This is a genomic window from Pseudomonas sp. Hz4, from assembly GCF_054898165.1.
Genome location: NZ_CM142719.1, coordinates 1,697,055 through 1,721,025 on the forward strand (window position 1 = coordinate 1,697,055; position 23,971 = coordinate 1,721,025).

Annotated in this window: 26 protein-coding genes and 5 pseudogenes; 16 read left to right on the forward strand and 15 right to left on the reverse strand. The window is 58.7% G+C overall.

All coding sequences use genetic code 11. The features are described 5' to 3' along the window. Nucleotides 1-12: 12 nt before the first annotated feature. The gene (locus tag ACYZTR_RS07525) at nucleotides 13-429 is read right to left on the reverse strand and encodes a GNAT family N-acetyltransferase (protein WP_461977708.1); all 417 of its coding nucleotides are present in this window, start codon (nucleotides 427-429) and stop codon (nucleotides 13-15) included. Nucleotides 430-791: 362 nt separating this feature from the next. Then, nucleotides 792-902 (reverse strand): annotated as a pseudogene (locus tag ACYZTR_RS07530) (glutathione transferase GstA); the annotation flags it as partial. An 18-nt stretch (nucleotides 903-920) separates the two neighbouring features. On the opposite strand from ACYZTR_RS07530, the pseudogene ACYZTR_RS07535 reads away from it, so the two are divergent. The 3 pseudogenes from ACYZTR_RS07535 to ACYZTR_RS07545 all read left to right on the forward strand — a co-directional run. Further along, nucleotides 921-1,256 (forward strand): annotated as a pseudogene (locus tag ACYZTR_RS07535) (LysR family transcriptional regulator substrate-binding protein); the annotation flags it as partial. Between the two features lie 416 nt (nucleotides 1,257-1,672). Then, a pseudogene (locus ACYZTR_RS07540) lies at nucleotides 1,673-2,449 on the forward strand (PAS domain-containing protein); the annotation flags it as partial. 111 nt (nucleotides 2,450-2,560) lie between these two features. Further along, nucleotides 2,561-2,992 (forward strand): annotated as a pseudogene (locus ACYZTR_RS07545) (methyl-accepting chemotaxis protein); the annotation flags it as partial. Nucleotides 2,993-3,117: 125 nt separating this feature from the next. Here the strand turns inward: ACYZTR_RS07545 and ACYZTR_RS07550 are convergent. Together ACYZTR_RS07550 and gntR are read right to left on the reverse strand one after the other, a co-directional pair. Beyond that, on the reverse strand, nucleotides 3,118-3,750 hold the full coding sequence (locus ACYZTR_RS07550) for a glutathione S-transferase family protein (protein WP_461977710.1): 633 nt from the start codon (nucleotides 3,748-3,750) through the stop codon (nucleotides 3,118-3,120). A gap of 88 nt (nucleotides 3,751-3,838) precedes the next feature. Then, on the reverse strand, nucleotides 3,839-4,870 hold the full coding sequence (gntR, locus tag ACYZTR_RS07555) for an HTH-type transcriptional regulator GntR (RefSeq protein ID WP_461977712.1): 1,032 nt from the start codon (nucleotides 4,868-4,870) through the stop codon (nucleotides 3,839-3,841). 213 nt (nucleotides 4,871-5,083) lie between these two features. Here gntR and ACYZTR_RS07560 point away from each other — a divergent pair, with 213 nt between their 5' ends. Together ACYZTR_RS07560 and ACYZTR_RS07565 are read left to right on the forward strand one after the other, a co-directional pair. Next, on the forward strand, nucleotides 5,084-5,617 hold the full coding sequence (locus tag ACYZTR_RS07560) for a gluconokinase (protein ID WP_461977714.1): 534 nt from the start codon (nucleotides 5,084-5,086) through the stop codon (nucleotides 5,615-5,617). A gap of 82 nt (nucleotides 5,618-5,699) precedes the next feature. Further along, the gene (locus ACYZTR_RS07565; RefSeq protein WP_282377250.1) at nucleotides 5,700-7,052 is read left to right on the forward strand and encodes a GntP family permease; all 1,353 of its coding nucleotides are present in this window, start codon (nucleotides 5,700-5,702) and stop codon (nucleotides 7,050-7,052) included. Nucleotides 7,053-7,114: 62 nt separating this feature from the next. Here ACYZTR_RS07565 and alaC read toward each other — a convergent pair whose 3' ends face one another. Further along, nucleotides 7,115-8,332, reverse strand: coding sequence for an alanine transaminase (alaC, locus tag ACYZTR_RS07570; RefSeq protein ID WP_461977716.1), 1,218 nt, complete (start codon nucleotides 8,330-8,332; stop codon nucleotides 7,115-7,117). 139 nt (nucleotides 8,333-8,471) lie between these two features. Between alaC and ACYZTR_RS07575 the strand changes: the two genes are divergently transcribed. The 4 genes from ACYZTR_RS07575 to ACYZTR_RS07590 all read left to right on the forward strand — a co-directional run bounded on the left by ACYZTR_RS07575 (nucleotide 8,472) and on the right by ACYZTR_RS07590 (nucleotide 10,638). Then, nucleotides 8,472-9,134 carry a LysE family translocator gene (locus ACYZTR_RS07575; RefSeq protein ID WP_461977718.1) on the forward strand — a complete coding sequence of 221 codons (663 nt, stop codon included), beginning with the start codon at nucleotides 8,472-8,474 and terminating at the stop codon, nucleotides 9,132-9,134. A gap of 67 nt (nucleotides 9,135-9,201) precedes the next feature. Further along, nucleotides 9,202-9,687 carry a GyrI-like domain-containing protein gene (locus ACYZTR_RS07580; protein WP_461977720.1) on the forward strand — a complete coding sequence of 162 codons (486 nt, stop codon included), beginning with the start codon at nucleotides 9,202-9,204 and terminating at the stop codon, nucleotides 9,685-9,687. A 97-nt stretch (nucleotides 9,688-9,784) separates the two neighbouring features. Next, nucleotides 9,785-10,294: a GNAT family N-acetyltransferase gene (locus ACYZTR_RS07585; RefSeq protein WP_461977722.1), complete on the forward strand. Its 510-nt coding sequence runs from the start codon at nucleotides 9,785-9,787 to the stop codon at nucleotides 10,292-10,294. Nucleotides 10,295-10,371: 77 nt separating this feature from the next. Then, on the forward strand, nucleotides 10,372-10,638 hold the full coding sequence (locus ACYZTR_RS07590) for a type II toxin-antitoxin system Phd/YefM family antitoxin (RefSeq protein WP_461979612.1): 267 nt from the start codon (nucleotides 10,372-10,374) through the stop codon (nucleotides 10,636-10,638). Nucleotides 10,639-11,127: 489 nt separating this feature from the next. Here the strand turns inward: ACYZTR_RS07590 and ACYZTR_RS07595 are convergent. Beyond that, nucleotides 11,128-11,229 (reverse strand): annotated as a pseudogene (locus tag ACYZTR_RS07595) (pyridoxamine 5'-phosphate oxidase family protein); the annotation flags it as partial. 7 nt (nucleotides 11,230-11,236) lie between these two features. Next, on the reverse strand, nucleotides 11,237-11,722 hold the full coding sequence (locus tag ACYZTR_RS07600) for a GNAT family N-acetyltransferase (protein ID WP_461977724.1): 486 nt from the start codon (nucleotides 11,720-11,722) through the stop codon (nucleotides 11,237-11,239). 141 nt (nucleotides 11,723-11,863) lie between these two features. Between ACYZTR_RS07600 and ACYZTR_RS07605 the strand changes: the two genes are divergently transcribed. The 3 genes from ACYZTR_RS07605 to ACYZTR_RS07615 all read left to right on the forward strand — a co-directional run bounded on the left by ACYZTR_RS07605 (nucleotide 11,864) and on the right by ACYZTR_RS07615 (nucleotide 13,974). Continuing rightward, nucleotides 11,864-12,289 (forward strand): YybH family protein, encoded by a 426-nt coding sequence (locus ACYZTR_RS07605; RefSeq protein WP_449643444.1) that lies wholly within the window; start codon nucleotides 11,864-11,866, stop codon nucleotides 12,287-12,289. A 93-nt stretch (nucleotides 12,290-12,382) separates the two neighbouring features. Further along, nucleotides 12,383-12,739 carry a YciI family protein gene (locus tag ACYZTR_RS07610; RefSeq protein WP_449643443.1) on the forward strand — a complete coding sequence of 119 codons (357 nt, stop codon included), beginning with the start codon at nucleotides 12,383-12,385 and terminating at the stop codon, nucleotides 12,737-12,739. Continuing rightward, complete coding sequence (locus ACYZTR_RS07615) at nucleotides 12,739-13,974, forward strand: RNA polymerase sigma factor (RefSeq protein WP_461977726.1); 1,236 nt, start codon at nucleotides 12,739-12,741, stop codon at nucleotides 13,972-13,974. The genes ACYZTR_RS07610 and ACYZTR_RS07615 overlap by 1 nt, the downstream gene beginning before the upstream one ends. A 140-nt stretch (nucleotides 13,975-14,114) precedes the next feature. Here ACYZTR_RS07615 and ACYZTR_RS07620 read toward each other — a convergent pair whose 3' ends face one another. Then, nucleotides 14,115-14,969, reverse strand: coding sequence for a LysR family transcriptional regulator (locus ACYZTR_RS07620; RefSeq protein WP_461977728.1), 855 nt, complete (start codon nucleotides 14,967-14,969; stop codon nucleotides 14,115-14,117). 90 nt (nucleotides 14,970-15,059) lie between these two features. Between ACYZTR_RS07620 and ACYZTR_RS07625 the strand changes: the two genes are divergently transcribed. Further along, nucleotides 15,060-15,494 carry a multidrug/biocide efflux PACE transporter gene (locus ACYZTR_RS07625; protein WP_461977730.1) on the forward strand — a complete coding sequence of 145 codons (435 nt, stop codon included), beginning with the start codon at nucleotides 15,060-15,062 and terminating at the stop codon, nucleotides 15,492-15,494. Nucleotides 15,495-15,543: 49 nt separating this feature from the next. Here ACYZTR_RS07625 and ACYZTR_RS07630 read toward each other — a convergent pair whose 3' ends face one another. After that, nucleotides 15,544-16,302: an SDR family NAD(P)-dependent oxidoreductase gene (locus ACYZTR_RS07630; protein WP_461977731.1), complete on the reverse strand. Its 759-nt coding sequence runs from the start codon at nucleotides 16,300-16,302 to the stop codon at nucleotides 15,544-15,546. 121 nt (nucleotides 16,303-16,423) lie between these two features. Between ACYZTR_RS07630 and ACYZTR_RS07635 the strand changes: the two genes are divergently transcribed. Beyond that, nucleotides 16,424-17,320: a LysR family transcriptional regulator gene (locus ACYZTR_RS07635; protein WP_461977733.1), complete on the forward strand. Its 897-nt coding sequence runs from the start codon at nucleotides 16,424-16,426 to the stop codon at nucleotides 17,318-17,320. Nucleotides 17,321-17,322: 2 nt separating this feature from the next. Here ACYZTR_RS07635 and ACYZTR_RS07640 read toward each other — a convergent pair whose 3' ends face one another. Then, nucleotides 17,323-17,517 (reverse strand): hypothetical protein, encoded by a 195-nt coding sequence (locus ACYZTR_RS07640; RefSeq protein ID WP_461979929.1) that lies wholly within the window; start codon nucleotides 17,515-17,517, stop codon nucleotides 17,323-17,325. Between the two features lie 153 nt (nucleotides 17,518-17,670). Next, entirely contained in the window at nucleotides 17,671-18,693 is a 1,023-nt protein-coding gene (locus ACYZTR_RS07645) for a transporter (RefSeq protein WP_461977735.1), read from the reverse strand. Nucleotides 18,694-18,962: 269 nt separating this feature from the next. On the opposite strand from ACYZTR_RS07645, the gene ACYZTR_RS07650 reads away from it, so the two are divergent. Then, a complete protein-coding gene (locus ACYZTR_RS07650; protein WP_461977736.1) occupies nucleotides 18,963-20,588 on the forward strand; it encodes a methyl-accepting chemotaxis protein in 1,626 nt (541 codons plus the stop codon). Between the two features lie 124 nt (nucleotides 20,589-20,712). On the opposite strand, the gene ACYZTR_RS07655 is transcribed toward ACYZTR_RS07650, so the two are convergent. Both ACYZTR_RS07655 and ACYZTR_RS07660 read right to left on the reverse strand, forming a co-directional pair. Further along, nucleotides 20,713-21,018 carry a PepSY domain-containing protein gene (locus ACYZTR_RS07655; RefSeq protein WP_010457288.1) on the reverse strand — a complete coding sequence of 102 codons (306 nt, stop codon included), beginning with the start codon at nucleotides 21,016-21,018 and terminating at the stop codon, nucleotides 20,713-20,715. 94 nt (nucleotides 21,019-21,112) lie between these two features. Continuing rightward, nucleotides 21,113-22,240 carry a glycerophosphodiester phosphodiesterase gene (locus tag ACYZTR_RS07660; protein ID WP_461977738.1) on the reverse strand — a complete coding sequence of 376 codons (1,128 nt, stop codon included), beginning with the start codon at nucleotides 22,238-22,240 and terminating at the stop codon, nucleotides 21,113-21,115. Nucleotides 22,241-22,473: 233 nt separating this feature from the next. Between ACYZTR_RS07660 and ACYZTR_RS07665 the strand changes: the two genes are divergently transcribed. Further along, complete coding sequence (locus tag ACYZTR_RS07665; RefSeq protein ID WP_461977740.1) at nucleotides 22,474-22,800, forward strand: DUF2025 family protein; 327 nt, start codon at nucleotides 22,474-22,476, stop codon at nucleotides 22,798-22,800. A 128-nt stretch (nucleotides 22,801-22,928) separates the two neighbouring features. Here the strand turns inward: ACYZTR_RS07665 and ACYZTR_RS07670 are convergent, their stop codons facing one another. Next, entirely contained in the window at nucleotides 22,929-23,252 is a 324-nt protein-coding gene (locus tag ACYZTR_RS07670; RefSeq protein WP_461977742.1) for an antibiotic biosynthesis monooxygenase family protein, read from the reverse strand. Next, nucleotides 23,249-23,956, reverse strand: a complete 708-nt coding sequence (locus tag ACYZTR_RS07675; RefSeq protein ID WP_461977744.1) for a CTP synthase C-terminal region-related (seleno)protein — start codon at nucleotides 23,954-23,956, stop codon at nucleotides 23,249-23,251. The genes ACYZTR_RS07670 and ACYZTR_RS07675 overlap by 4 nt, the downstream gene beginning before the upstream one ends. Between the last annotated feature and the right edge of the window lie 15 nt (nucleotides 23,957-23,971).

Consider the following 23,971-nt stretch of genomic DNA (forward strand, 5'->3'; position numbering starts at 1 on the left):
CACACCCGTGAATCATCCAGACGGTTCCATACCCATGGCGATCATCGGCTTGCTGCGTGCGTAACGGCTCAAGCGTTCGGCCATGGAGTAGGGCAGTGGCGGGTCGAAGGTAAAACCACGACGTTCATAAAACCCGCGCAGGTTCGGATGACAAAACAGCCACACGGGGCCTTCAAGATCCTTGAGCGCCTCGGCGATCAACGCCGCAGCGATGCCCTGTTCACGGCAGGCTGGATCGACAAACAAACCCGTTAGCCAATGCCCGTCCGCCACCGGTCGCAAGCACAGTGCACCAATGATCTCGTCGCGCCTGGCCACCCAGAGTTGAGCGTCGCGAACCGCTTTCATCGACGATTGGTGAGCGCGGTAAAACTTGTTCATCAAGGGCCATAAAGGCTCGGCGAGCAAGGTGTATTGGGTGTTGGGCATGGTCTTCGACTGTCGGTGCGCAAAGCGCACGATTATAAAAGAACGCGCACGCAACGATAGGTGTATACCTGATCTCACATCCCGTATGACTGGAGTACGTATCATGGCCAAAGGCATGGATTCAAAAAAAGCAGCAAAAAAGAAACCGGCAAAAACCGCCGATGAAAAACGCGCCGACAAGAAGGCCAAGAAGGTGGATGTGTTCGGTCATTGATCCCGTGACAAGGGAGCCCAGCCCTCGGGCTCCCGCTGCTTCTAACGAATAACCCAATAATCTGCAAGAAAACCTGCGCCATTACCTCGATGCCGCGCACCGTTCAGAGATCGAAACATGCAGGTGTGGAAGGGCCTTCACGCAGGCCTTACTCCAACTCAGCGGCCAACGCTGTTTTCACCGCAGACCGCTGATCAACCCGCGCCTGAAACCGCGCCAACGCCGACCACTGATTCAAATCAATGGCAAACAGCTGAGCCATTGCGGTTCTCCGAATGAAGAAGGGGTCTCCCTGGCAGAGTTGGCGGAGCAACCTTTTATACTGGCCACGGGCGGTTGTTCGACCAACGCTCGCAGCCTGGCCACCGACGCCGGGTTGCAACTGCTGGATGTGCGCGCCGAGGTGCGTGAATGGAGCAGTGCGTTCACCCTCGTGCGGGAAAACATCGGCGTGACGCTGGTGCCGGAGATGACGCTGCCGAGCCATCGCCAAGGGCTGCGCGTGGTGCCGGTCAAACCGCGTATCGATCGCGAATTTGCTTTGGTGGTCCCTGCGAACAAGCCACCCTCGGCGGCGGTGCAGGCGCTGATGAGTCTGCTTGTCGGGAAATGACTCAAACCGACGCTGAATCGATTTTGTTCTCGATACTGGCCGACTAGTGGCCTTGCTTACCTGCCTCGCCTGTCTATGCTGACTCGTGACTAACTATGTCGACCACGATGTGAAGGCTGTCAAACACGTTAAAGGCGTGCGCAACCCAAGGCACCGACACCGAACAACATGGAGCTGTCCGGTCAATGGAGCGATTTATCAGAACGTTAGGGCTGGCTCGATCCCAGGCTATCAAGAGAAGGATGTCTTGATAAGAGCGTCGCTGCATGGACTCTCCAATTAAACATCATTGATCACCTGACCAAGTCCTTCCGGTGGAGGGATGCGTGTGCCTGTTCCTTGGAACTTAGTGGTGGAGCCGTTGAAAGACCAAAGAACTTCATCAAACAAAAGACCGCGCTGAAGGTGATACGACCATGTTTAATCGACGTCACAAGACTGACCTGCTGGAAATCGAACGATTCAGTTGCGCGCTGACCGAGGCTAACGCGAAGTTGGCCGCGATCAGCCGCTCGATGGCGATGATTGAGTTCACCCCCGAAGGCGTCATACTCGATGCCAACGACAACTTTTGCAGCGCCATGGGTTACAGCGCCGAAGAAGTGCGCGGAAAGCATCACCGGATATTCTGCGAAGAAGCGTTTTATCGAAGCGATGCCTATGCCAAGTTGTGGCGTGACCTTGCCCGTGGCGAACCGGTGAGCGGGACCTTCTTGCGCTTGAACAAGAGCGGCAAGGAGATCTGGCTCGAAGCCAGCTATATGCCAGTGTTCGGCCCTGATCGTCAGGTCCGGAGTGTGATCAAAGTCGCCACTGATATCTCAGCCAGGGTGGACAAGGAACACGAAAGCGAGAGCATGCTCGCGGCGATCGGTCTTTCCATGGCCGTGATCGAATTCACCCCGGATGGCAACGTCATCTCGGCCAACGAAAACTTCTTGAAAACGATGCAATACTCGCTCAACGAAGTGGTTGGCCAGCACCACAGTCTGTTTTGCCATCGTGCTGAAGCCGAATCGCAAGCCTACAAAGCATTCTGGGCTTCACTCAATCGCGGCGAATATCACTCGCACCGTTTCGAGCGCAAAAATAAGCAGGGTCATACGGTTTTCCTGGAAGCCTCCTACAACCCGCTGTTTGACACCAAGGGTCGATTGTACAAAGTGGTCAAGTTCGCCAGCGACATTACCGATCAGGTGACCACCCTGCAAACCGCCGCGGACTCGGCCCACAGTACCTCGGTTCAAAACGACGCCTGTGCGCAGAAAGGTTCTCAGGTGGTACAGCAAACGGTGCAGATCATCCAGGACATTTCCAAAGACTTGAACGAAGCGGCGCTGAGCATTGATGCCGTCAGCAAACAGTCCGACATCATCGGCACCATCGTTCAGACCATTCGCGGAATTGCCGATCAGACCAACCTGCTGGCGCTCAACGCAGCGATCGAAGCAGCCCGCGCCGGGGAGCACGGGCGCGGGTTCGCGGTAGTCGCCGATGAAGTTCGCAGCCTTGCGGCACGAACGAGCCAGGCAACGCTGGAGATCGTTGAAGTGGTGCGCAAGAACCATGATTTGTCATTGAGTGCGGTGTCGAGCATGCAGTCGAGTTTGAGTCGAACCGGTCTAGGGGTGGAACTGGCGAACGAGGCGGGAGCAGTGATTCTGGAGATTCAACAAGGATCGCGGCATGTGGTGGATGCGATCAGTCAGTTCAACTCGACCTTGCAGATAAGTTGATCGCGGCAAATTGAAAAGGGTTCCTCGAAGGGACCCTTTTTTATTGATCCCCGCACTTTTAGAGCGAAGCGAGGAACTGGCCGACCACACCCGCATGGATGTGGGTCGGGTAGCGCGGGAGCCGCTCAAGGCAGGCCATTGCAGCCGTGTTTGAGGAATCCCGGGCGTTGTGCCAGTCGTTGAAAATACTCGTCGATGGCGGGGTAGTCGGGACGCTCCAGCGGTGTCATCAACCAGCGGTTGACCGACAGCCCGATGACGATGTCCGCCAGCGTGAAGTGTGGCCCGGCGACATACGCTTTGGTGGTGGCGAGCTGATGTTCGAGGATGCCCATTTTCTGGTTCCAGCCGCGTACGCCGGTGGCAATGTGATGCAGGTCCTGAAATTCCGGATCTTTGCGCACCAAGGCTGTGAATGCGTAAGACCAGGAGGTATTGAGTTCGGTGGCTTGCCAATCCATCCACTGCTCCACCCGAGCGCGTGCCGCCGGTTCGTGCGGTAACAGTTCGGTGTTGTGGTGTTTGCCGGCCAGATAGCGGCAGATGGTATTGGACTCCCACAGCACGCCCGCGTCGTCGATGATCACCGGCACCTGAGCATTGGGATTGAGCCTGAGAAACTCCGGCGTGTGGGTCGACGCATAACCGCCGCCCCAGTCCTCCCGTTCGTAGGCAACACCCAGTTCCTCACAGGTCCACAAGACTTTTCTGACGTTGATTGACGAGGCTTTACCCAGGATCTTCAGTGAATGTTCCATTGAGCTACTCCTTCAGCGGGTTGCTACGGATATTCAATAGTGTGCCCCGCAAGGACTGACGGCAAGAATGGGAACGATCAGTGTTGCATCAGGTACTCTCGCGCACCTTCAACTCAAACCCCATGTCCTGCACCGGTTTCGCCACCGTGTTGCCGGCCATCAAGGTCAGCATCTGCTCCGCTGCGCGCCGGCCAATCGCCTCGCGCGGAGTGCTGATGCTGCTCAGGCGCGGGACCATGTGGGCCGAGGCTGGCAGGTCGTTGAAGCCGAGGATCGCCACTTGTTCGGGGATTTTGATCCCGCAACGCATGGCTTCGAGCAGTGCGCCCTGGGCCAGGTCGTCGTTGCCGAAGAAGATGGCATCGACATCGGGATGACTGGCGAGCAGTTGCAGGAACAGTTCGCCACCGAGGCCGACGGAGGAGGCACGAGGCGTCAGTACTTCCAGAGCCGGGTCGTACAACACGGCCTTTTGCAGGGCTTTGCGGAAACCTTCGCCGCGCAGCAACGTGCGTTGATCCAGTTGCGCACCGATGTAGGCCAGGCGTTTACGACCGCGTGACAGCAAATGCTCGGCCGCTGTCTCGCCGGCAGCGAGTTGCGAAAACCCCACGCAATTGAGCCCGGCTGCACTGTCCAGTTCCATCATGTACACGCAGGGAATGTTGCTGGCCTCGATCATCCGGCGCGAACTTTCGGTGCGGTCGAAACCGGTCAGCAGCAAACCGCGCGGCTGATACGCCATGTAATTGCGCAGCAGGTTTTCTTCTTCGTCTCGGGAGTAGTGGAAGTTGCCGATCAGCACTTCGAAGCCTTTGGGGCGCAAAACCTGATGAATGGCTTCCAACGTGTCGATGAACAATAAATTGGACAGCGACGGCACCAACACCACCACCGAATGGCTCTGGGCCGAGGCTAGCGCGCGAGCGGCAGGGTTGACCACGTAGTTGAGTTCAAGCGCCGCTTTCTGGACTTTTTCCACCAGTTCGGTGGCCACGGTACTGACCCCGCGCAGGGCGCGAGAGGCGGTGATCGGGCTGACACCGGCCAGGCGTGCGACTTCATTCAAAGTGGGGCGGCCAGTTGTGCGCGTATTTTTATCGTTTTTAGGGGAGATCATCAGACGGCTTGCCAAACAAAATTCGAGGCACTAAGGTAGCGCTGTCTCGACGCAGCTGCAAATGCGTGAACGGGGTTTGCCTGATCCCCGTTTTTTGGCGTTGGAAACGAACAGGCTGCAACTCACAAAAATGACAAGAAGGCGTCGGCAACTTCTGCTTTTTCTAGTGTCCTAACTGGCAAAGGTAGCGCTGTCTGCGCGCTGAGGTGTTACATGAATCATCCCATCACCGCCCTGGTCATCATGGGCGTTGCCGGTTGCGGCAAGACTTGCGTCAGCGAGGCCTTGTGCCAACTCAGCGGCGCGACCGCCATTGAAGGCGACACTTTCCACCCTGCCGCCAATATCGAAAAGATGAGCGCGGGTATCCCCTTGAACGACGACGACCGTGCTGGCTGGCTCGACAGCCTGTGCGAGGAACTGCGCCTCATTGACGCAAAGGGCCAACGCCCGGTGTTGACTTGCTCGGCCCTCAAACACAGTTACCGCGAAGTGTTGCGCAGTGCCTTGCCTGGCCTGGGCTTCGTATTTCTTGAATTGACGCCTGAAGTCGCCGCCGAGCGTGTGACTCATCGGCCCGGCCACTTCATGCCATCGACCCTGATCGACAGTCAGTTCGCCACACTTGAATCGCCCGTTGGTGAGCCCCTGACCCTGGCTCTGGACGCTTCGAACTACAGCGTCGAGCAACTGGCGAAGCAAGCTCATGTCTGGTGGCAGGCTCATGGCCTGAAACACGCCGTATGAGTTTTGCCCGAAGAGATAGCGCTGTCCTGATGGCTCGCGAATTACCCGCTTTAATAACAACAACAACCAGGAGACACCCCTAATGTTTGGCATGTCCCACGAGACGTTTCTGCTGCTAGACGCAGTGGTCACGGTGATCGGGCTTATCGTCCTGATCACCAAGTTCAAGTTTCACCCCTTTATTGCCTTGATCATCGCCGCAGCCTTTCTCGGACTGACTTCCGGCATGCCAATCGGCACCATCATCAAGGCGTTCCAGGACGGCTTCGGTGGGGTGCTCGGTTTCGTCGGGATCATCCTGGCGCTGGGCACCATGCTCGGCAAAATGATGGCCGAGTCGGGTGGGGCGGATCAGATTGCCCAGACCCTGATTCGTGCATTCGGCAAGGACAAGGTGCAGTGGGCGATGATGTTCGCCGCGTTCCTGGTTGGCATTCCGCTGTTCTTCGAAATCGGCTTCGTGCTGCTGATCCCGCTGGTGTTCATCGTTGCCCGGCGTACCGGCGTGTCGATCATCAAGATCGGTATCCCGTTGCTGGCCGGTCTTTCGGCCGTGCATGGCCTGGTTCCGCCGCACCCGGGTCCGTTGCTGGCCATCGGCGTGTTCGGTGCCGACATCGGTAAAACCATTCTTTACGGCCTGATCGTTGCGCTGCCGACGGCCATTATTGCCGGCCCGATCTACGGCACCTTCATTGCCAAATACATCCCCGGCCATCCGAATCAGGAACTGGTGGATCAACTGGCGCGTGATAACGATTCTGCCGATCTCCCGAGCTTCGCCATCACCTTGATCACCGTGCTGTCGCCGGTTTTCCTGATGTTGCTCAAGACCTTTGCCGATGTGGTGCTGCCGGACGGCAACTTTTTCCGCACCTTCATGGACCTGATCGGTCACCCGATTTCGGCACTCCTGCTGGCGTTGCTGTTGTCGCTGTACACCTTCGGCTACAAGCAGGGCGTAGGTTCCAGCCAGATTCTCAAATGGCTGGACGCGAGCCTCGCGCCAACCGCCGCAATCATCCTGATCATCGGTGCCGGTGGTGGCTTCAAGCAGATGCTGGTGACCAGCGGTGTGGGTAATGTCATCGGCAACATGGCGGTGGAAGCGCAGATCTCGCCAATCCTTCTGGCGTGGCTGGTGGCGGCGGTGATCCGTATCGCGACCGGTTCAGCCACCGTGGCGACCATTACCGGCGCCGGCATTGTGGTGCCGGTGGTGGGGATGATTCCGGGTGTGAACCGTGAGCTGCTGGTACTGGCGACCGGTGCCGGTTCGCTGATCCTGTCTCACGTCAACGACGCAGGTTTCTGGCTGGTGAAGCAGTACTTCAACATGACCGTGGCGGAAACCTTCAAGACCTGGACCGCGATGGAAACCATCCTCTCCATCGTTGCGCTGGGCTTTATCCTGCTGTTGTCGCTGTTCGTTTAAAGCACATTCGGCAGACACGAAAAAACCGCAGCGATGCGGTTTTTTTGTGGGTGATCAATGTGTCAGGCGTTAGATTTGCTGACTAGCCCATCCGCCCGAAACATCCCGCGAATCCCGCGTACGGCCTGACGAATCCGGTCCTGGTTTTCGATCAGCGCGAAGCGCACGTGATCATCCCCATACTCCCCAAACCCTACCCCCGGCGAGACGCAAACCTTGGCTTCAGCCAGCAGTTTCTTGGCGAAATCCAGGGAGCCCAAGTGCGCATAAGCCTCGGGAATCTTCGCCCAGACATACATCGACGCTTTCGGATTCTCGACCATCCAGCCCAGTTCATGCAGGCCTTTGACCAGCACGTTGCGACGCTGCCGATACTGCTCGGCGATGTCTTTGACGCACTGCTGATCGCCTTCCAGCGCCGCAATGGCCGCGACTTGCAGCGGGGTGAACGTGCCGTAGTCGTGATAACTCTTGATCCGCGCCAGGGCGTTGACCAGTTCGGCATTACCGACCATGAAACCGATGCGCCAGCCCGCCATGTTGTAGCTTTTGGACAGGGTGAAAAACTCCACTGCGATGTCCTTGGCGCCCGGCACTTGCATGATCGACGGTGCTTTCCAGCCGTCGTAGACGATGTCGGCGTAAGCCAGGTCGTGAACCACCAACACGTCGTACTGTTTGGCGAGGGCGATCACTCGCTCGAAGAAATCCAGCTCCACGCATTGAGCAGTGGGATTCGACGGGAAGCCGAGGATCATCATTTTCGGTTTTGGAATCGAGCCGCGAATGGCGCTTTCCAGTTCCGCGAAAAAGTCCACGCCCGGAATCAACGGCACCGAACGCACCTGGGCGCCGGCAATCACTGCGCCGTAGATGTGAATCGGGTAGCTGGGGTTCGGCACCAGCACGGTGTCGCCCTGGTCGAGGGTGGCCAGCATCAAATGCGCCAGGCCTTCCTTGGAACCGATGGTCACGATGGCTTCGCTTTCCGGGTCGATGTCGACCTCGTAGCGATCCTTGTACCAATTGGCAATCGCCCGGCGCAGACGCGGAATGCCCTTGGACGTCGAGTAGCCGTGGGTGTCTTCGCGCTGGGCGACGGTGACGAGTTTTTCGACAATGTGCGGCGGTGTCGGGCCGTCAGGGTTGCCCATGCTGAAGTCGATGATGTCTTCGCCGCGACGACGGGCGGCCATCTTCAGCTCGGCAGTGATGTTGAATACGTAAGGGGGAAGTCGATCTATGCGCGCAAAGCGGCGCGGCGAACCTGGGTTGGCCATTGTTGCCTCGGATAACGTGAGCGCCCGGAACCGTCCGAGCGACGCTGGTCACTGCGGTGACCTGTGGCGGAATGTAAGGGCTGATGTGGCAAACTGTCCAGCGACTATGTAAACAAATTTGTCCAAAGGGAATCGGTTGATGGAATTTACCAGTGGCTTCTTGCTGAGCCTTTCGCTGTGCCTGGACATCGGCGTGGCCAATATCGCGATGATCACGTTGGCGATGCAGCGCGGCTATTTTCAAGGCTTTGCGCTGGGTTTGGGGACGTGTGTCGGCGACCTGATCTACGCCGTGCTGGCCTTGGCCGGGATGACCGTTTTGCTGCAATACGAAACCGTGCGTTGGGTGCTGTGGATTGGCGGTTCAGCGTTGCTGGTGTATTTCGCGGCGAAGATGATCTACTCGGCAATTCACCATGAGGCGGTGCTGGCGCAGTCCGCGGAGGTGGGGCAGAACTCCCATCGTCGGGAGTTTTTCCGCGGGATATTCCTGGCCATGTCGTCACCCAGCGCCATCCTCTGGTTCGCGGCGGTGGGCGGCACGCTGATCGCTCGTTCCGGCGGCGGTGATGCCCTCAGCTCGGCGCTGTTTCTCGGTGGATTTCTCTGCGCCGGGGTGCTCTGGTGCGTCACTTTGTGCTTCGCCGCGAGCCATGGCGGCAAGTTGCTGGGTGACAAACTGTTGCGTTACTCCTATATGGCATCGGCGGCGATCTTCTGTTACTTCGCGGTCTACGTGATCCTATCGGGTTATAACGAGTTCGTCGGCGCGGGTCCCGTCGAACAATTGCACGCCCTGTAATTGGGCGAATCGGGTTTGGCTTCTATACTCCCAGCCGAACCCACTTTTTTGTTCCAGGAGTTGAGTCATGGATGAGCAAGCAGACATCAAACTGGCCGAGCCACGCTTTGAGAGCGGGCATTTTCTGCTCATTGCCGGGCTTGGCGGACGATTTACCGCAGACACCACTAAAGGCATTCCCGATCTCTGGGAGAAATTCATTCCTGAGATTGGCAAAATTCCCGGTCAAAAAAGCGAAGTGACCTACGGCATCTGCTGCAATCCGGATGGCAAGGGCGGCTTCGAATACATTGCCGGCGTCGAGATCGACAAACTTGACGACCTGCCGGAGAAGTACCGTTGGGTCGAGGTCCAGCCTCAGCGCTACGCGGTGTTCGAGCACAATGGGTCGTTGGAAAACTTGCCGCAGACCTTTCAATACATCTGGGAAACCTGGCTGCCGCAGTCTGGTAAAGAAGCGGCGGACGCCCCGGAGTTCGAGCGCTACAGCGAAGACTTCAACCCGACGCTCAACACCGGCGTGCTGGAGATATGGCTGCCGCTCAAGGCGTAATGACTGCATCGGGAGGTGGATCGGCGATTCGCCTCTCGATGTCGTGGTGGCGCTGATTTATGATCCCCAGCCTTCCCCTCGCTGGTTCCGAGTCGCCATGAACACCGTCATCCGCCACGTCACTCCCGCTGACCTGGATCGCTGCTACGCCATCGAAACCGTTGCCTACGAAGGCGACGAAGCCGCCACCCGCGAAAAAATCGCCACCCGCATCGCCACCTGGCCCGAGGGTTTCATCGTCGCCGAAGTCGACGGCGTTGTAGCCGGTTTCATCAATTCCGGTGCGGCTTATCAGGTGGAAATGTCGGACGAGGCGTTCAAGGAACTGATTGGCCACGACCCTGCCGGCCCTCACGTGGTGATCATGTCGGTGGTGGTGCACCCGGATTATCAGGGGCAGGGGCTGGCGAGACGGTTGATGGGCGAATTCATCGAGCGGATGCGCGCGTTGGGCAAAACCAGCATCAACCTGATGTGCAAGGAGCGGCACATTCCGCTCTATGCCGGGTTTGGGTTTGCCTATATCAAGCCTTCCGCTTCCGATCATGGCGGAATGGCTTGGCATGAGATGGTATTAGAGCTGGGACAAGAGCAAATGAGTTCTTGAGATAAGTTTTTAATGGCCTAAATTCAGACCTTGTTGCGTTGGCCATCCTGTTCGGGTGGTGAGCAGAGGAATGAATGATGCGAGTTGAAACTATCAGTTTTGTTAAAAAGAATGCGGCAGCGCTGGATCTTTCCGAGCCGATGCTCGTCACCCAGAATGGTGTTCCGGCTTATGTGATCGAATCCTACGAGGCGCGTAAGCGGCGAGATGAAGCAATCGCGCTGATCAAGCTTCTTTCGTTCTCCTCTCGCGACAAGGAGCAGGGAAAGCTGATTTCTGGCGACACATTGCTGGCCAGGCTGGCGCAGCGGCGCCAATTGCAGCAAGACGATAACGATGCCTGAGGCCTTCAGGGTAGAGTTTGCGACCGCTGCGGAGCATGGGGTTATTTCGCTCGAGCACTATCTGACGCAGCAATGCGGCCTCAAAAAAGCGGCGGAGATGGTCGATCAACTGGTGATGCAGATCGTTACGGCGCTGAGCAGTCAGGCCATGTTTATGGTGTTTGTCAGGAAGCGGCGTCTCTTGGGGTCACCCAATTTCGTGAGTACTTGCCCATCGGGCAGTGGGTTTTGTATGAGGTGTCCCGAGTGAAAACCTCGTAGTGGTCGCTTTGGTAATCGGCCAGCGTCACAGTATCGAGAAGCAATTGCTCGACTACTGTCTTCTCCTCTGACAGCTAGTCAAATCACAACAGGGTTGCCTAAAGGCAACCCTTTTTCGTGTTTGATCAGTAGAGACTGCCATGCACCCTGGCCGGCGCTTCCCGGTCATACGTCTCGGCATCGAACTGCCCATCATTCAGGCGCTTATGAAACGCGCCGGTTGTCGGCCATCGCCTGATAGTCCTCGTTCAGAAAGGGAATCTGCTTGCGCACGGCGCGGTCGTGGGGTTGGCCGTAGATCGATTCCAGTGCTTCGATGCTGTCGAGCATAACTACCTCAGAAAATCAGACTCATGCGCCGTTCATAACCGATCCGGCCCCTGTACGCCTCGCCGCTGTCGACCCAGCCGAATTTCGCATAGAGCGCGATGGCTGCCTCGTTGTCCGCGTCCACCGAGAGCTCCAGCGCTTTGATCTCAGGAAACGCCTGCCGAGCCACGTCGGGCAGGGCTTGCAGGCAGGCTTTTCCATACCCTTTGCCCTGAGCGCGGTGATCGACTTGCAAGGCATGCAAGGTCGCGCTGTGTTCGTCGGCCCACGCCGGCAATACAGGCGGGCGCTTGAGCAGCAGAAAGGCCACGGGGATTTCCTCGGCCAGCAGGGCAAATCCTTTTACGCCGGGGCCGGGTTTGGACAGCAAGGTGTGCAATGCACCGTGGATGTCGCCGGAGAACTTGATTTGTTCTTTGTGAACTTCAATGGCCTCGACCTGCTGGCGCTGGCGCGCGTTCAGACTTTCGTAAGGCACGAGTCGGGCTGTCACTGGAGTGTCCTTTTTCCAACATAAATGAGTTCCGAATTCTAACGAGTTTGCGTTCCTGGATTATTTTTATTTCGGCTGTCGATTTGGCTTTTCGCCAGACGACTAAGGGTGTCTTCACCACAAAAACCACGGAAAACCACCATGAACGCTACACACGAGATCCAGACCCTGATCGACACCTATCGTCAGGCGGTCATTGCCAAGGATGTCGAGAAACTCATGCCCCTGTATGCCGACGACATCGTCTCCTACGACGCGGTCAAGGCCCTGCAATTTCGGGGCAAAGCGGCCTACCGCGCGCATTGGCAGGAGTGCATGGAAATGTGCCAGGGCGCGCATAAGTTTGACTTCGACCAAATGAACATCGTGGCGGATGAGCACATCGCCTTCGCCCATTGGCTGGCCCATTGCGGCGGCACTAACGAGAAGGGCGAAACCCAGGCCTGCTGGATGCGCGTGACCGCCTGCTATCGGCGCGACGATGGGCAATGGCGCATTGTCCACGAACACTGGTCGGCCCCGTTCGACATGATGAGCGGCACCGCGCTGTTCAACCTGGAACCGTGAGCGTCGGACTGATTTGTCGGGCTGATCGTCGGGAAACAGCGCTAAACCCTCAATCAGCAGCCATAGTTGATCAGTTCGATTAGGGAGTGCCACATGAAATATCTATGCTTGGTCTACAGCAATGAGCTCGAGTTGCACTCGCTGCCCGACAGCCCGAAAGACGCGGAGTGCATGGCCTATGCCGAGTCGATCCAGGGCAGCGGCCGAATGGTCGCCGCCGAGGCGCTGGAGTCGGTGCAGACCGCGACCACCGTGCGCATGCGCAACGGGAAAATGTCGATCACCGACGGCCCGTTCGCCGAAACCAAGGAGCAGTTGGCCGGCTTCTACCTGATCGATGCCAAGGACCTCAATGAAGCCATCCAGGTCGCCGGCAACATCCCGGCGGCCCGGGTTGGCTGTGTCGAGGTGCGTCCCGTTCGCCAGTTGACCGAAGGCATGCCCGACTGATGCCTGGCGAGTCGGTACGCGCGCAGGTCGAGCAGGTTTACCGCAAAGACTCGCGGCGGATTCTGGCGACCCTGATTCGGTTGCTCGGCGATTTCGACCTTGCCGAAGAGGCCTTGCACGAAGCGTTTTTCATCGCGGTCGAGCGCTGGCAGCGTGACGGGGTGCCGGACAATCCACGTACCTGGCTTGTGTCCACGGGGCGCTTCAAGGCCATTGATGTGTTGCGTCGGCGCGCACGCTTCATCGCGTCGCAACCGATGTTGATCGCTCAACTGGAGGCGCTGGAGCAGGCCGACTGGAGTGACGAAGACGTGGAAGACGATCGCCTGCGCCTGATCTTCACCTGTTGCCACCCGGCACTTGCGGCGGACGCGCAGGTGCCGTTGACGCTGAGGGAAGTCTGCGACCTGACCACGGAGGAAATCGCCCGGGCCTTTCTGTCTGCGCCAGCGACCATCGCCCAGCGCATCGTGCGCGCCAAGGCCAAAATCCGTGACGCGAAAATTCCTTATCAGGTGCCGACCCTGGCGGAATTGCCCGAGCGCCTGGACAGCGTGCTGCGGGTGATTTACCTGGTGTTCAACGAAGGCTATTCCGCGTCAGTCGGCGCCGTACTGACCCGTGAGGATTTGACCCGCGAAGCGATTCGGCTCGGTCGTTTGTTGATGGAACTGCTGCCCGAATCCGAGGTGATGGGGCTGCTGGCGCTGATGTTGCTGCATGAGTCCCGACGTCCGGCACGGACATCATCGAGCGGGGAGTTGATCGTGCTGGATGAGCAGGATCGTACATTGTGGGACGCCGGGATGATTGCTGAAGGTTGCGCACTGGTGGAGCGGGCGCTGACGACCCGGCGTTTCGGGCCTTATTGCCTGCAAGCGGCGATTGCGGCGGTGCATGCCGAAGCGCCCACGGCAGCGCAAACGGACTGGCTGGAGATTGTGGGGCTGTATGACGTGCTGTTGCGGGCGGTGCCTTCGCCGGTGATTGAATTGAACCGTGCGGCGGCGATTTCCAAACGGGATGGGCCGTTGGCGGGGCTGACGTTGGTTGATGGGATTCTGGCGCGGGGTGATTTGCAGGATTATCACTTGGCGCACTCGGCGCGGGCGGAGTTTTGTCGGCAGTTGGGGCGTGTCGAAGAGGCGAGGGCTGCTTATGTGCGGGCGCTTGAACTGACACAGCAGGTGCCGGAGCGGCGGTTTATCGAGGCCCGGTTGCGGGAGTTGAAGTGATGATCGTTCCCACGCTCCGCGTGGGAATGCATCCTGTGACGCTCTGCGCCACGCTCGCGAAGGGACGCGGAGCGTCCCGGGCGGCATTCCCACGCAGAGCGTGGGAACGATCATAGGCGGCGATAAGGGCCGAAGGACCTTCACTCCAACATCTTGCCAAGCAACCAACTGCCCGCCGGCCCCGGCGGATGCAGCCGCGACCACAGTGCATCGACGAACACCGGTTTCGGCCAGCCGCGCACGTCCAGTTCCTCCAGCGTCCCTGCACCAAACCGCTCCACCAGCCACCGGGGCAACGGCGCCCAGCCGAATCCGCCCTGGGCCATTTCCAGCAGCATCAGATAACTCGGCGCCGACCAGACGCGTCCCTTCGCACGGCTTTCATACGGATTGACGATCGTCGCCAGACGCAGTTCCCGGTGTTGTTGCAACACGTCTTGATCGATGTGGCTCAGCGCCGCCAACGGATGCTCCCGAGACACGAACAGGGCAATTTCCGTCCGTTCCTCCACGGTCGAACTGACCAGGTCCGGCGGGTAACTGTCTTGTTTTTCGGCGAAGGCGACATGCGCTCGACCGCGTTGCACCAGCGCCACCAGGTCATCGCATTCGGCGATCAGGCATTCGAGTTCCAAGTCCGGATAACGCTGCTCGAAAGCGCTGAGCGCCGCTTCGAATCGGTCGGACTGATACGTGTCGGAAATCGCTACGGTCAGCTTCGGCTCGACCCCTTGAGACAGTTGGCTGGCGGTCATTTCCAGTCGGCTGATGGCGGCCAGAATTTCCTCGGCCCGTCGCAGCATTACGTGCCCGGCCGGGGTCAGGCTTGGCTTGCGGCTGCTGCGGTCGAAGAGGGTCAGGTTCAGATCGATTTCAAGGCTCGCCACCGCAGCGCTGATGGTCGACTGACTGCGGCCCAGTTTCCGTGCTGCGGCAGAAAACGAACCTTGAGTCGCCGCTTGCACAAACGCCTGCAACACTTCTTGAGACGCCATGAGCTATCGCCTTCATCGATGGTTATTGGTTATGAAGTATCGACGTGAGGCTGGATCATGGCAACCACAGTCACTCAGGAGACTCTAGTCATGAACGTCAACAAATCCATCACTGAACGTATTTTCCAGGCCATCGGTTTCGAAGTACTGGCTATCTTGATCTGTACGCCACTGCTGGCATGGATCATGGACAAACCGGTGCTTGAGATGGGCGTCGTCACTCTGGTCATCGCCGCCCTGGCCCTGGCGTGGAACGTGGTCTTCAACGGCCTGTTCGACCGAGTGCTCAAACGCTTTGCCATCGTGCACAACGCCTGGGTGCGTGTGGCCCATGCGCTGCTGTTTGAAGGCGGTCTGGTTGCGGTCGGTGTGCCACTGATCGCCTGGTGGCTGAACATCAGCCTGTGGCAAGCGTTCCTGCTGGACATCGGTGTGTTGCTGTTTTTTCTGCCGTACACCTACGTCTACCACTGGACGTATGACGTGGTGCGGGAGCGGGTTCTGATGCCTCGCGCCGTTCGTTGAGCGCGGTTATTTTTGTGGCGAGGGGACTGCCCTCGCCTCAGGTTTCAGGTTACAAAAACATTCCGCCCGACGCTTCAATGCGCTGGCCGTTGATCCACTGACTACCCGGTGCCAGCAGCAGCGCAATGGCGGCGCCGATGTCGTCCGGCTGACCGACGCGACCCAGCGCGGTATTGCCGGCCACGTAGCTGTTCACGTCGCTGTTATCGCGCACCGTGCCGCCGCCGAAATCGGTTTCGATCGCGCCAGGCGCCAGGGTGTTCACGGAAATACCGCGCGCACCGAGTTCCTTGGCCTGATAACGCGTCAGCACTTCCATCGCGCCTTTCATCGCCGCGTAAGCGCCGTAGCCCGGCAAGCTGAAGCGGGTCAGACCGCTGGAAACGTTGAGGATGCGGCCACCGTCAGCCATCAATGGCAGCAGGTTCTGGGTGAGGAAAAACGGCCCTTTCAGATGAATGTTCATCAGCAAATCGAACTGGGCGACGGTGGTGTCAACGAAGTTCGCGGTCAGGCCAATGCCGGCGTTGTTGATCAAAAAGTCAAAGTGCTCGCGTTCAAAACGGCTGCGCAACACGTCGGCAACTTGGATTGCGAAGTCTGCGAAGCCTTCACTCTGGCCAACGTCGAGTTGCAGCATGGCGGCGCGACCGCCGAGGCTTTCGATCTGCGCGACCAGTGCGTGTGCCTCATCGGCCTTACTGTTGTAGGTGCCGATGACGTCGATACCTTGGGCTGCCAACTGCAGGGCTGCGTTTTTGCCAAGGCCGCGGCTGGCGCCAGTGATCAATGCGATTTTACGGTTCATGGGACTTGCTCCAGAGCAGTGAGTGATGATGTGGAGGAAGTTTATTTATCCGCCCTACAATGATAAACAGACTGAAATCGGAATCACTGGTCGGTTAATCCGAACAATAGAAGGTCGGCCCATGAACAAACTGGAACTGCTGCGCACCTTCGTTCGTGTCAGCGAGATGTCGAGTTTTACCCTCGCCGGTGAAAGCCTGGGGCTGCCGAGGTCCACCGTCTCCGAGCACGTCCGGGCCCTCGAACTGCTGGTAGGCACGCGTTTGCTGCAACGCACCACGCGCAAGGTTCAGGCGACTCAGGACGGCCTGGTGTTGTACGAGCGCAGCAAGGACTTGCTGTCGCACATGGACGAAATCGAAGGGCTGTTTCGCCAGGACGAGGCATCGCTCGTTGGGCGGATTCGCATCGACATGCCGAACATTCTGGCTCGTCAGGTGGTGATGCCGCGCCTGCCCGAGTTCATGGCTCAGCACCCCAATCTCGAGCTGGAAATCAGCAGCACCGACCGCCGAGTCGATTTGCTCAGCGAAGGGTTTGATTGCGTGGTGCGAGTCGGTGCGCAGCCGGATCAATCGGTGGTCGCTCGCCACGTGTGCGATTTTGCAATGGTCAACTGCGCCAGCCCCGCGTATCTGCAGCGTTATGGCGTGCCTGAACGTCTCGAAGACTTGGCGCAGCATCGGCTGGTCCATTACGTCGGCGTACTGGGTTCACGGTCAGAGGGTTTTGTGTACGAGCAAGAGGGCACGTTGCAACGAGTGCCGATGGCGGGCAGCGTCACGGTCAACAGCACCGATTGTTACGAGTCGGCGTGTCTGGGCGGCTTTGGTTTGATTCAGGCGCCGCTGATGGGCATGCAGCCCCACCTGCTCAGTGGCGAGTTGGTGGCGGTGCTGGCGCCATTCAATGCGCCCTCCATGGAGGTCTCGCTGCTCTATGCCCGGCAACGGCATTTGCCGTTGCGGGTCAGGGCCTTCATGGATTGGTTAGGGCAGGTGATCCAGTCAACCACCTGACCTTAGGACAGCTGGGTGAACAACCAATACAAACTGCCCGACAACAGAATTGCTGCCGGGCTGTAAGACGTGAACAACAGTCCACTGCCCAGCACCGCGAAGAAAATCACGGTGGTCAACAGGCTGGGTTTCTTGTCGAGATGCGGTTTGGCACTACTGGCAGGCGCTTGGGCGGCGGGGAAGGAAGGAGTCGCCATGACGGACAATCCTGAGGAGGGAGGAATGTCGCCCATGATCGTTCCCACGCTCTGCGTGGGAATGCATCCATTGACGCTCTGCGTCAACGCTGGACGTAGAGCGTCCGGGGCAGCATTCCCACGCGGAGCGTGGGAATGATCAATGGGGGCGGCTCAATAATCCTGGCGCTTACGAAACGCCCAACGCCCGGCGATCACGGTAAACGTCGCGACCAATGCCACCAGAATCCAGAACCCCTCCGGATCACCGGAAAGCGGCACGCCACCGACGTTCATGCCAAAGAACCCGGCGATGATGTTGATCGGCAGCGCCAGCACCGTCACCACGGTCAGGGTGAACAGTGTGCGGTTGCTCTGTTCGTTGAGGTTGGCGGCGATTTCTTCCTGCAACAGTTTGATCCGTTCGCCCAGCGCTGTGAGGTCGTTGATGATCAGCGCGAACTCCTCGGTGGACTTGCGCAGCTCCTTGACGTCTTCCTTCTGCAACCACTGCGGTGGGCGATTGAGCAGGCGCAGCAACGAGCCCGGTTCCAGCGCCAACAAGCGTTGCAGGCGCACCAGCACCCGACGGTTGGCACCCAGCTCAGCCCGGTTGGTCGACAACCTTGAGGACAGCAACTCATCTTCGATCTGATCGACGCTGAGGCTGGTCTTGCGCACGATCTGGGTCAGCACTTCGCCCTGATCGCGCAGCAAGTGCACCAGCAATTCCAGCGGCGAGCGAAAGCACTCACCGGCCTTCACCGACGAGCGCAACTTGTCTACCGAGTGCAGCGGTTGCAGGCGTGCGCTGATGATCAGCCGACTGCGGGCGCAGACCCACAGCGTCGAGACATCCGAGGAAACCATGCTGCTGAGGTTGAACACCACGTCGTTGACCACCGCCAGCAACGCCGAATCCACATGCTCGATGCGCGTCGAACGTGAGCCCTCATGCAGCGCTTCGAAAAACTCGTCCGGCAATTCCAGATGGCTCTTCATCCAGCGCTCGCAGGCGGCGTGGGCGAGGTTCAGGTGCAACCAGAGAAATTCGTCGCTGTCGCCGGGCTGTTGCAGGCATTGCAACGCCTTGGCCGAATCGATCTCCCGGCCGCGCGCACCGGGGCGAAAACTGAAACCGTACAGCAGACCGAACAGGTCCGGGTCGCGATGGCTTTGGTCGATGCTGTGGTTCATGAGGGCTCGCAAGGGGAGGCGCCTGACGCGGGTTTCACAGGTTCACTTGAACCGCATCATTGCAAGGGTTTTTGACCGTTTTGTGACAGTCTCTTGGCGCTGAAAATTCACTCTACCGGCGGTCGGAAGCGTTAAAGAAAGGCTCTGGCACGCCGATGATGTTGATGTTGAAATTCGCGGTGCGGTCTTGGGCCAGCGTCGCTGACAGGGATGTCCGGACACCTTGCACGCCTGCCGGGCGTGCCTTATCCCTGTCATGAGATCACTCGATGTTTTTGCAAAAATCCCTGAGAGCACAAATCCTTGCCTTGTTGAGCGGCAGCCTGTTGGCCATGTTGCTGATCGCCCTGGCCTGCTTTCACTTTCTGTCCAGCGGTGTTCAGAACTACGCGAATCTGATCGAAGGCCCGCTGCACACTTCGCAATTGATCGATGAAGCCAACCTGCAATTCAAGGTTCAGGTTCAGGAGTGGAAAAACGTTCTGCTGCGCGGCAAGCAGCCTGCGGACCTGGACAAATACTGGAAGCAATTCGAGGAGCGTCAGCGCGATGTGCAGGGCATCCTCGGTGAATTGGCCGGGCAAAAGGGCATTGACCCGCAACTCAAAACTCGCATCGAACGCCTGCGGGACGAACATCGCCTGTTGGGTACGGCTTATCAAAAAGGTCGTGACGCCTATGTGGCGGCAGGTGCCGACCCAACGGCTGGCGACACGGCGGTCAAAGGTGTGGACCGTGCCACCAGCGATCAGATGAGCGAGTTGGTCAGCGAAATGCGCAAGCAGGGTGTCGAGCAATCGAAGCTGATCAGCGCCGACGCCGATCGCACCGTGTTGCTGGGGACCATTGTGATGCTCGCCTCGGGTCTGCTGATCGGCCTGTTGAGCCTGTGGCTGGTCAACCGCAACCTGGTGGAACCGATTCGCAAATTGATCGAGTACGTGGCGCAACTCAGCCAGGGCAAGTTTGCCGAACGCGTGGCCAGCAGCCGACAGGATGAGTTGGGCAAGTTGGCGGTAGCGGCCAACACCCTGCGCGATTTCCTCGCCGAAACCTTCAGCCGTTTGCAGCGCAGTGCCTCGGATCTGGACAGCGCCAGCGGTGAACTGAATTCCATCGCCACCCTGATGGCCAGCGGCACCAACGAGCAGTTCAACCGTACTGATCAGGTGGCCACGGCGATGAACGAAATGTCCGCCACCGCGCAAGAAGTCGCGCGTCACGCCGCCGATGCCGCACGTGCAGCCGACGATGCCGACCAGTCCGCTCAGCAGGGCGAAAAAGTCATGCAGGGCACCATTCACACCATCACCCAAATGCGTGGCGAAATCGCCAACACCGCCATGGTCATCCGTCGTCTGGAAACCGACAGCGGGCGCATCGGCAAGGTATTGGAAGTGATTCGCGGCATCGCCGAGCAGACCAATCTGCTGGCGCTCAACGCAGCCATCGAAGCGGCCCGTGCCGGCGAAGCAGGGCGCGGTTTCGCCGTGGTGGCCGATGAAGTGCGCAGCCTGGCCCAGCGCACGGCGGCGTCGATCATCGAAATCAACCAGATCATCCAAACCGTGCAAACCGGTGCGGTGGATGCGGCCCAGGCCATTGAAAGCGGTCAGTCGCGCAGTGAAGAAAGCGTCGAGCAAGTGACCCAGGCCGGCGCCATGCTGGAGCGCATCACCCATGCGGTGGAAGCCATCCGCGACATGAACCGCCAGATCGCTACCGCCGCCGAAGAGCAGACCTCGGTGGCCGAAGACATCTCGCGCAACCTGACCGAAATCACCAGCATCGCCAGTACCAACCTGGACAACGTGCAGCGCACCGAAGCGGCCAGCCACAACCTGCATGGGTTGTCGGGGCAGTTGAATGAAGTGACGGCGCGTTTAAGCGCGTAACGGGAAAGGCTGTGTATTTACCGAGTCGGTCACAGTCGAGCACGGCGATGAACGACTTGATTGTCTGAATCGACATGCAAAAAAGCCGCACGATCCGAAGAGCATACGGCTTGGTGTTTATGCATCAGGTGTCTTGTTTGTCGCTCAGTACTTTGCCGGTGGTTGCATCGAAGTCCACGTCAAATTCTTTGCCGTCAGCGGTTTTCAGTTCCACTTCGTACTCATAGTTATTGAAGTGGTTGTCCAAGTCCGTGTCGGTGATGGTCGCACCCGGGTGCAATTTCAATGCGGCCTGGTTCATCTCTTCCAAAGGCTTGATCTTGCCGCTCTTGACCAGCTCAGGGATCTGGTCGACGCGAACATCAGCCTGGGCCAGGCCAGCGGTGAGGGTCAGGGCAGCAGCGGTGAACAGGGCAGTCAGGGTTTTCATGAGGTTCTATCCTTGGGTGTTCTGTTTAAGTGGGATCAGGTTAGCTTGCGCAACTTAATTCACCCTTAATTCCTTCGGGAGCTTCTCGGCTTGTTCAATAACCGTTGTTCTGCAACAACTGCGCAACACTGCCAGCCGCCGGGCGTTTGTAGAACTTGAGCAGTTCGCTGGCGCGGTTGGTGAAGATGCCGTCGACGCCGGCGTCCATGACTTTCTGGTAATCCACGGCATCGTCGATGGAGTAGACGTGCACCAGCAAACCTTGGTCGTGGGTGTACTGGTTCATCCACGGTTGCACCAGGTCCGAGTAGCTCTGATCGCCACCCTTGGTCAGCGCCGCAGAAGGGCCGGTGCCGATCGCGCCCTGGGCTTTTGCGTACTCGACCCATTGCTGGAATTCGGCTTTGTCTTTCGGTTGTTGTTTGGCGTAATAGATGGCTTTGTCTTTGTCGCCGGATTCAGCAAACGTCACCTTGGATTTCGGCTCGATGCTGCCTTCGCCGACCCACAGCAGGAGGATTTTCGGCACTTTCGGCATTTCCTTCTCGAGCAGTTCGAGGCTGCTCTTCTCGAAAGTTTGCAGCACAACTTTGCCTTTGCCTTGGCCAACCGCCAGATTGCTCTTCGCCAGTTTCGAACCGGCCGGGCTCAGCCAGCCGCGATCGTGGAGTTTCTCCTTGAGGTCGCGCTCAATGCCGGGAAATTGCTTCGGCTCTTTGGTTTCGATGTACAGGCCCGGCTTGTGCAGCGGGTTGCCTTGGGCGATATCGATGATTTCATCGAGGGTCAGGATTTTCAGGCCGGCGTACGAAGGACGGGCGCGATCCGGGTAGGCGGTGTTGAACCAGCTGCCGGCATCGAGGGTTTTCAGCTCGGCGAGGGTGAACTCGTTGGCCGGGCGGTCCTTGCGCTCAGGGAATTTGCTGGCGACGTCGGTGGTGCGTTGCAGGTTGTCGTCGTGCAGGGCGAAGAGCACGCCATCCTTGCTGCGTTGCACGTCCATTTCCAGGTAGTCGGCACCCAGATCACGGGCCAGTTTGTAGGCGGCGGCGGTGGATTCCGGTGCATCGAAAGACGCGCCACGGTGGGCGATCACTGCCGGATGCGGGATGCCCGTGCGGGTTGCCAGTGCAGTGGGGCTTGGCTCGCTGGCGGCCTGTGCCTGGCCGAGGCCCAGCATCAGACTCAGCAACAGGGCGCTCTTGGTGAAGGTAGCAGGCATGGTCGAGGTCCTTTCGCAGATTTACAAAGACGTCTCTTTTAACAACTGAGCGCCGCTTGCGCTATCGCCAGGCCGACATAAACGTGTTTAAAGCTGATTTTTTCCGCGCTTTTGTGCGGTTCTTTGCAGTACTCTTGGCCCCGGCAATTTCCCCGGCAGAGGGAAATCCATTCGCTTGCCCTGCGTGTAAACCATCGATCACCGGTCCATTACGACCTTTTGTGAGGTTTATCATGCGCATCACTTCCGAGCTCATCTGCCAGGCCGCCGACCAACTCAAAGGCTTCGTCGGCCTCAATCGCAAGACTGGCCACTACATCGTTCGTTTCAGCGAAGACTCGTTCGGTATGGACGTGGCGGATGACGGCATTATTCCTACCAGTGAATTCGTCTGGGCCTCGGGTTTCGGGCAGGCCATGACGCTCAAGCGTGAGTTGATTCAGTTGTTGCTGGATCAGAATATCGATGACCGGATCAACATCACCGAACCGTTGCGGGTGTATATGAATCGGCGGGAAGTGCCGGAGATTTCGGCGGTTCGCAGTCTGGTGCAGAGCTGAGTTTTGTGGTGGCTGTGCGGGCCTCTTCGCGAGCAAGCCCGCTCCCACATTATTTGATCTCTGTTCGACGCAGATTCAGTGTGGGAGCGGGCTTGCTCGCGAAGACGGCCTGAAGAACGCCGCAGCATTTACTGCTTGAACGCATACGCCCGCTCAACCTTGCACACCCGCGTATGACACGCCGAATACCACGTCGACCGTCCACGCTCGCGAATTTCACTGTGCTCGGGATGATGTTTCCACGCCAGAATCGCCGCTTCGCTGGCCCAGTAGGACACTGTAATCCCGAGTCCATCTTCACCCCGAGCCGATTCCACACCCAGGAAACCGGGTTGCTCACGGGCCAGTTCGACCATGCGCCTGGCGGCCTGCTCGTAACCGTGATCACCCTCGGAGCGCAGGGAGGTAAAAATCACTGCGTAGTAAGGCGCTGGCGGCGTCTTGGCGATCATGATTTCTGCCTTTTGCAGGCCGCGATCAATGCAAGGACCAGCGGCGGCAGCTTGCCCTTGAGCGCTGCGCGTTCAGGTTGGAACAGCGTTGCGACGAAGAACGGATGCCCGCGCAACTCCACCGCCCGCAAGTCGCCCGAAGAATCGTGTCCAACGGCGCACAGCTGTTGGGTCAACAACTCATGTTCAAACGCTGGATTAACGCCGTAGCGGCAGCGATATCCTTCGACAACCTCAGCGCTTTCGTACGCTTCGGCGATCAACGAGCCTTCAACCAGATGAATGCTGTCGACCGCTTCCACCAGCGAACAGGTCAGTGGCGTGAGCAGCGCTCGCGCCGCATCGGGCGATGTCTCGCCATGTTCGGCATCGTCCCAGCCCAGAACATGTCGGGCGTATTCGAGTACGGCGTGTTGAAACCCGCCACAGGTGCCCAGAAATGGTCGCTGCTGTTCACGGGCAAAACGAATCGCCCGCAACGCACCGTCCCCATCGCGGTAAGGGCTGGCGGGCACGCACCAGAAACCGTCGAAGTCAGCCAACGGCGTATCGGCGCTGATGTGGTCGGTGGCCAACCACTGGAATTGCACGTCTCTGTGTGCGTGTTCGGCGGCCATACCGAGGGCGACGGGAATGGCTTGGTGAGCGGTGACGTGCGGGTCGTAATCGCCGATCAGGGCGATGCGAATTGGGCGGGTTTCCATGTGTGCGCTCCACGC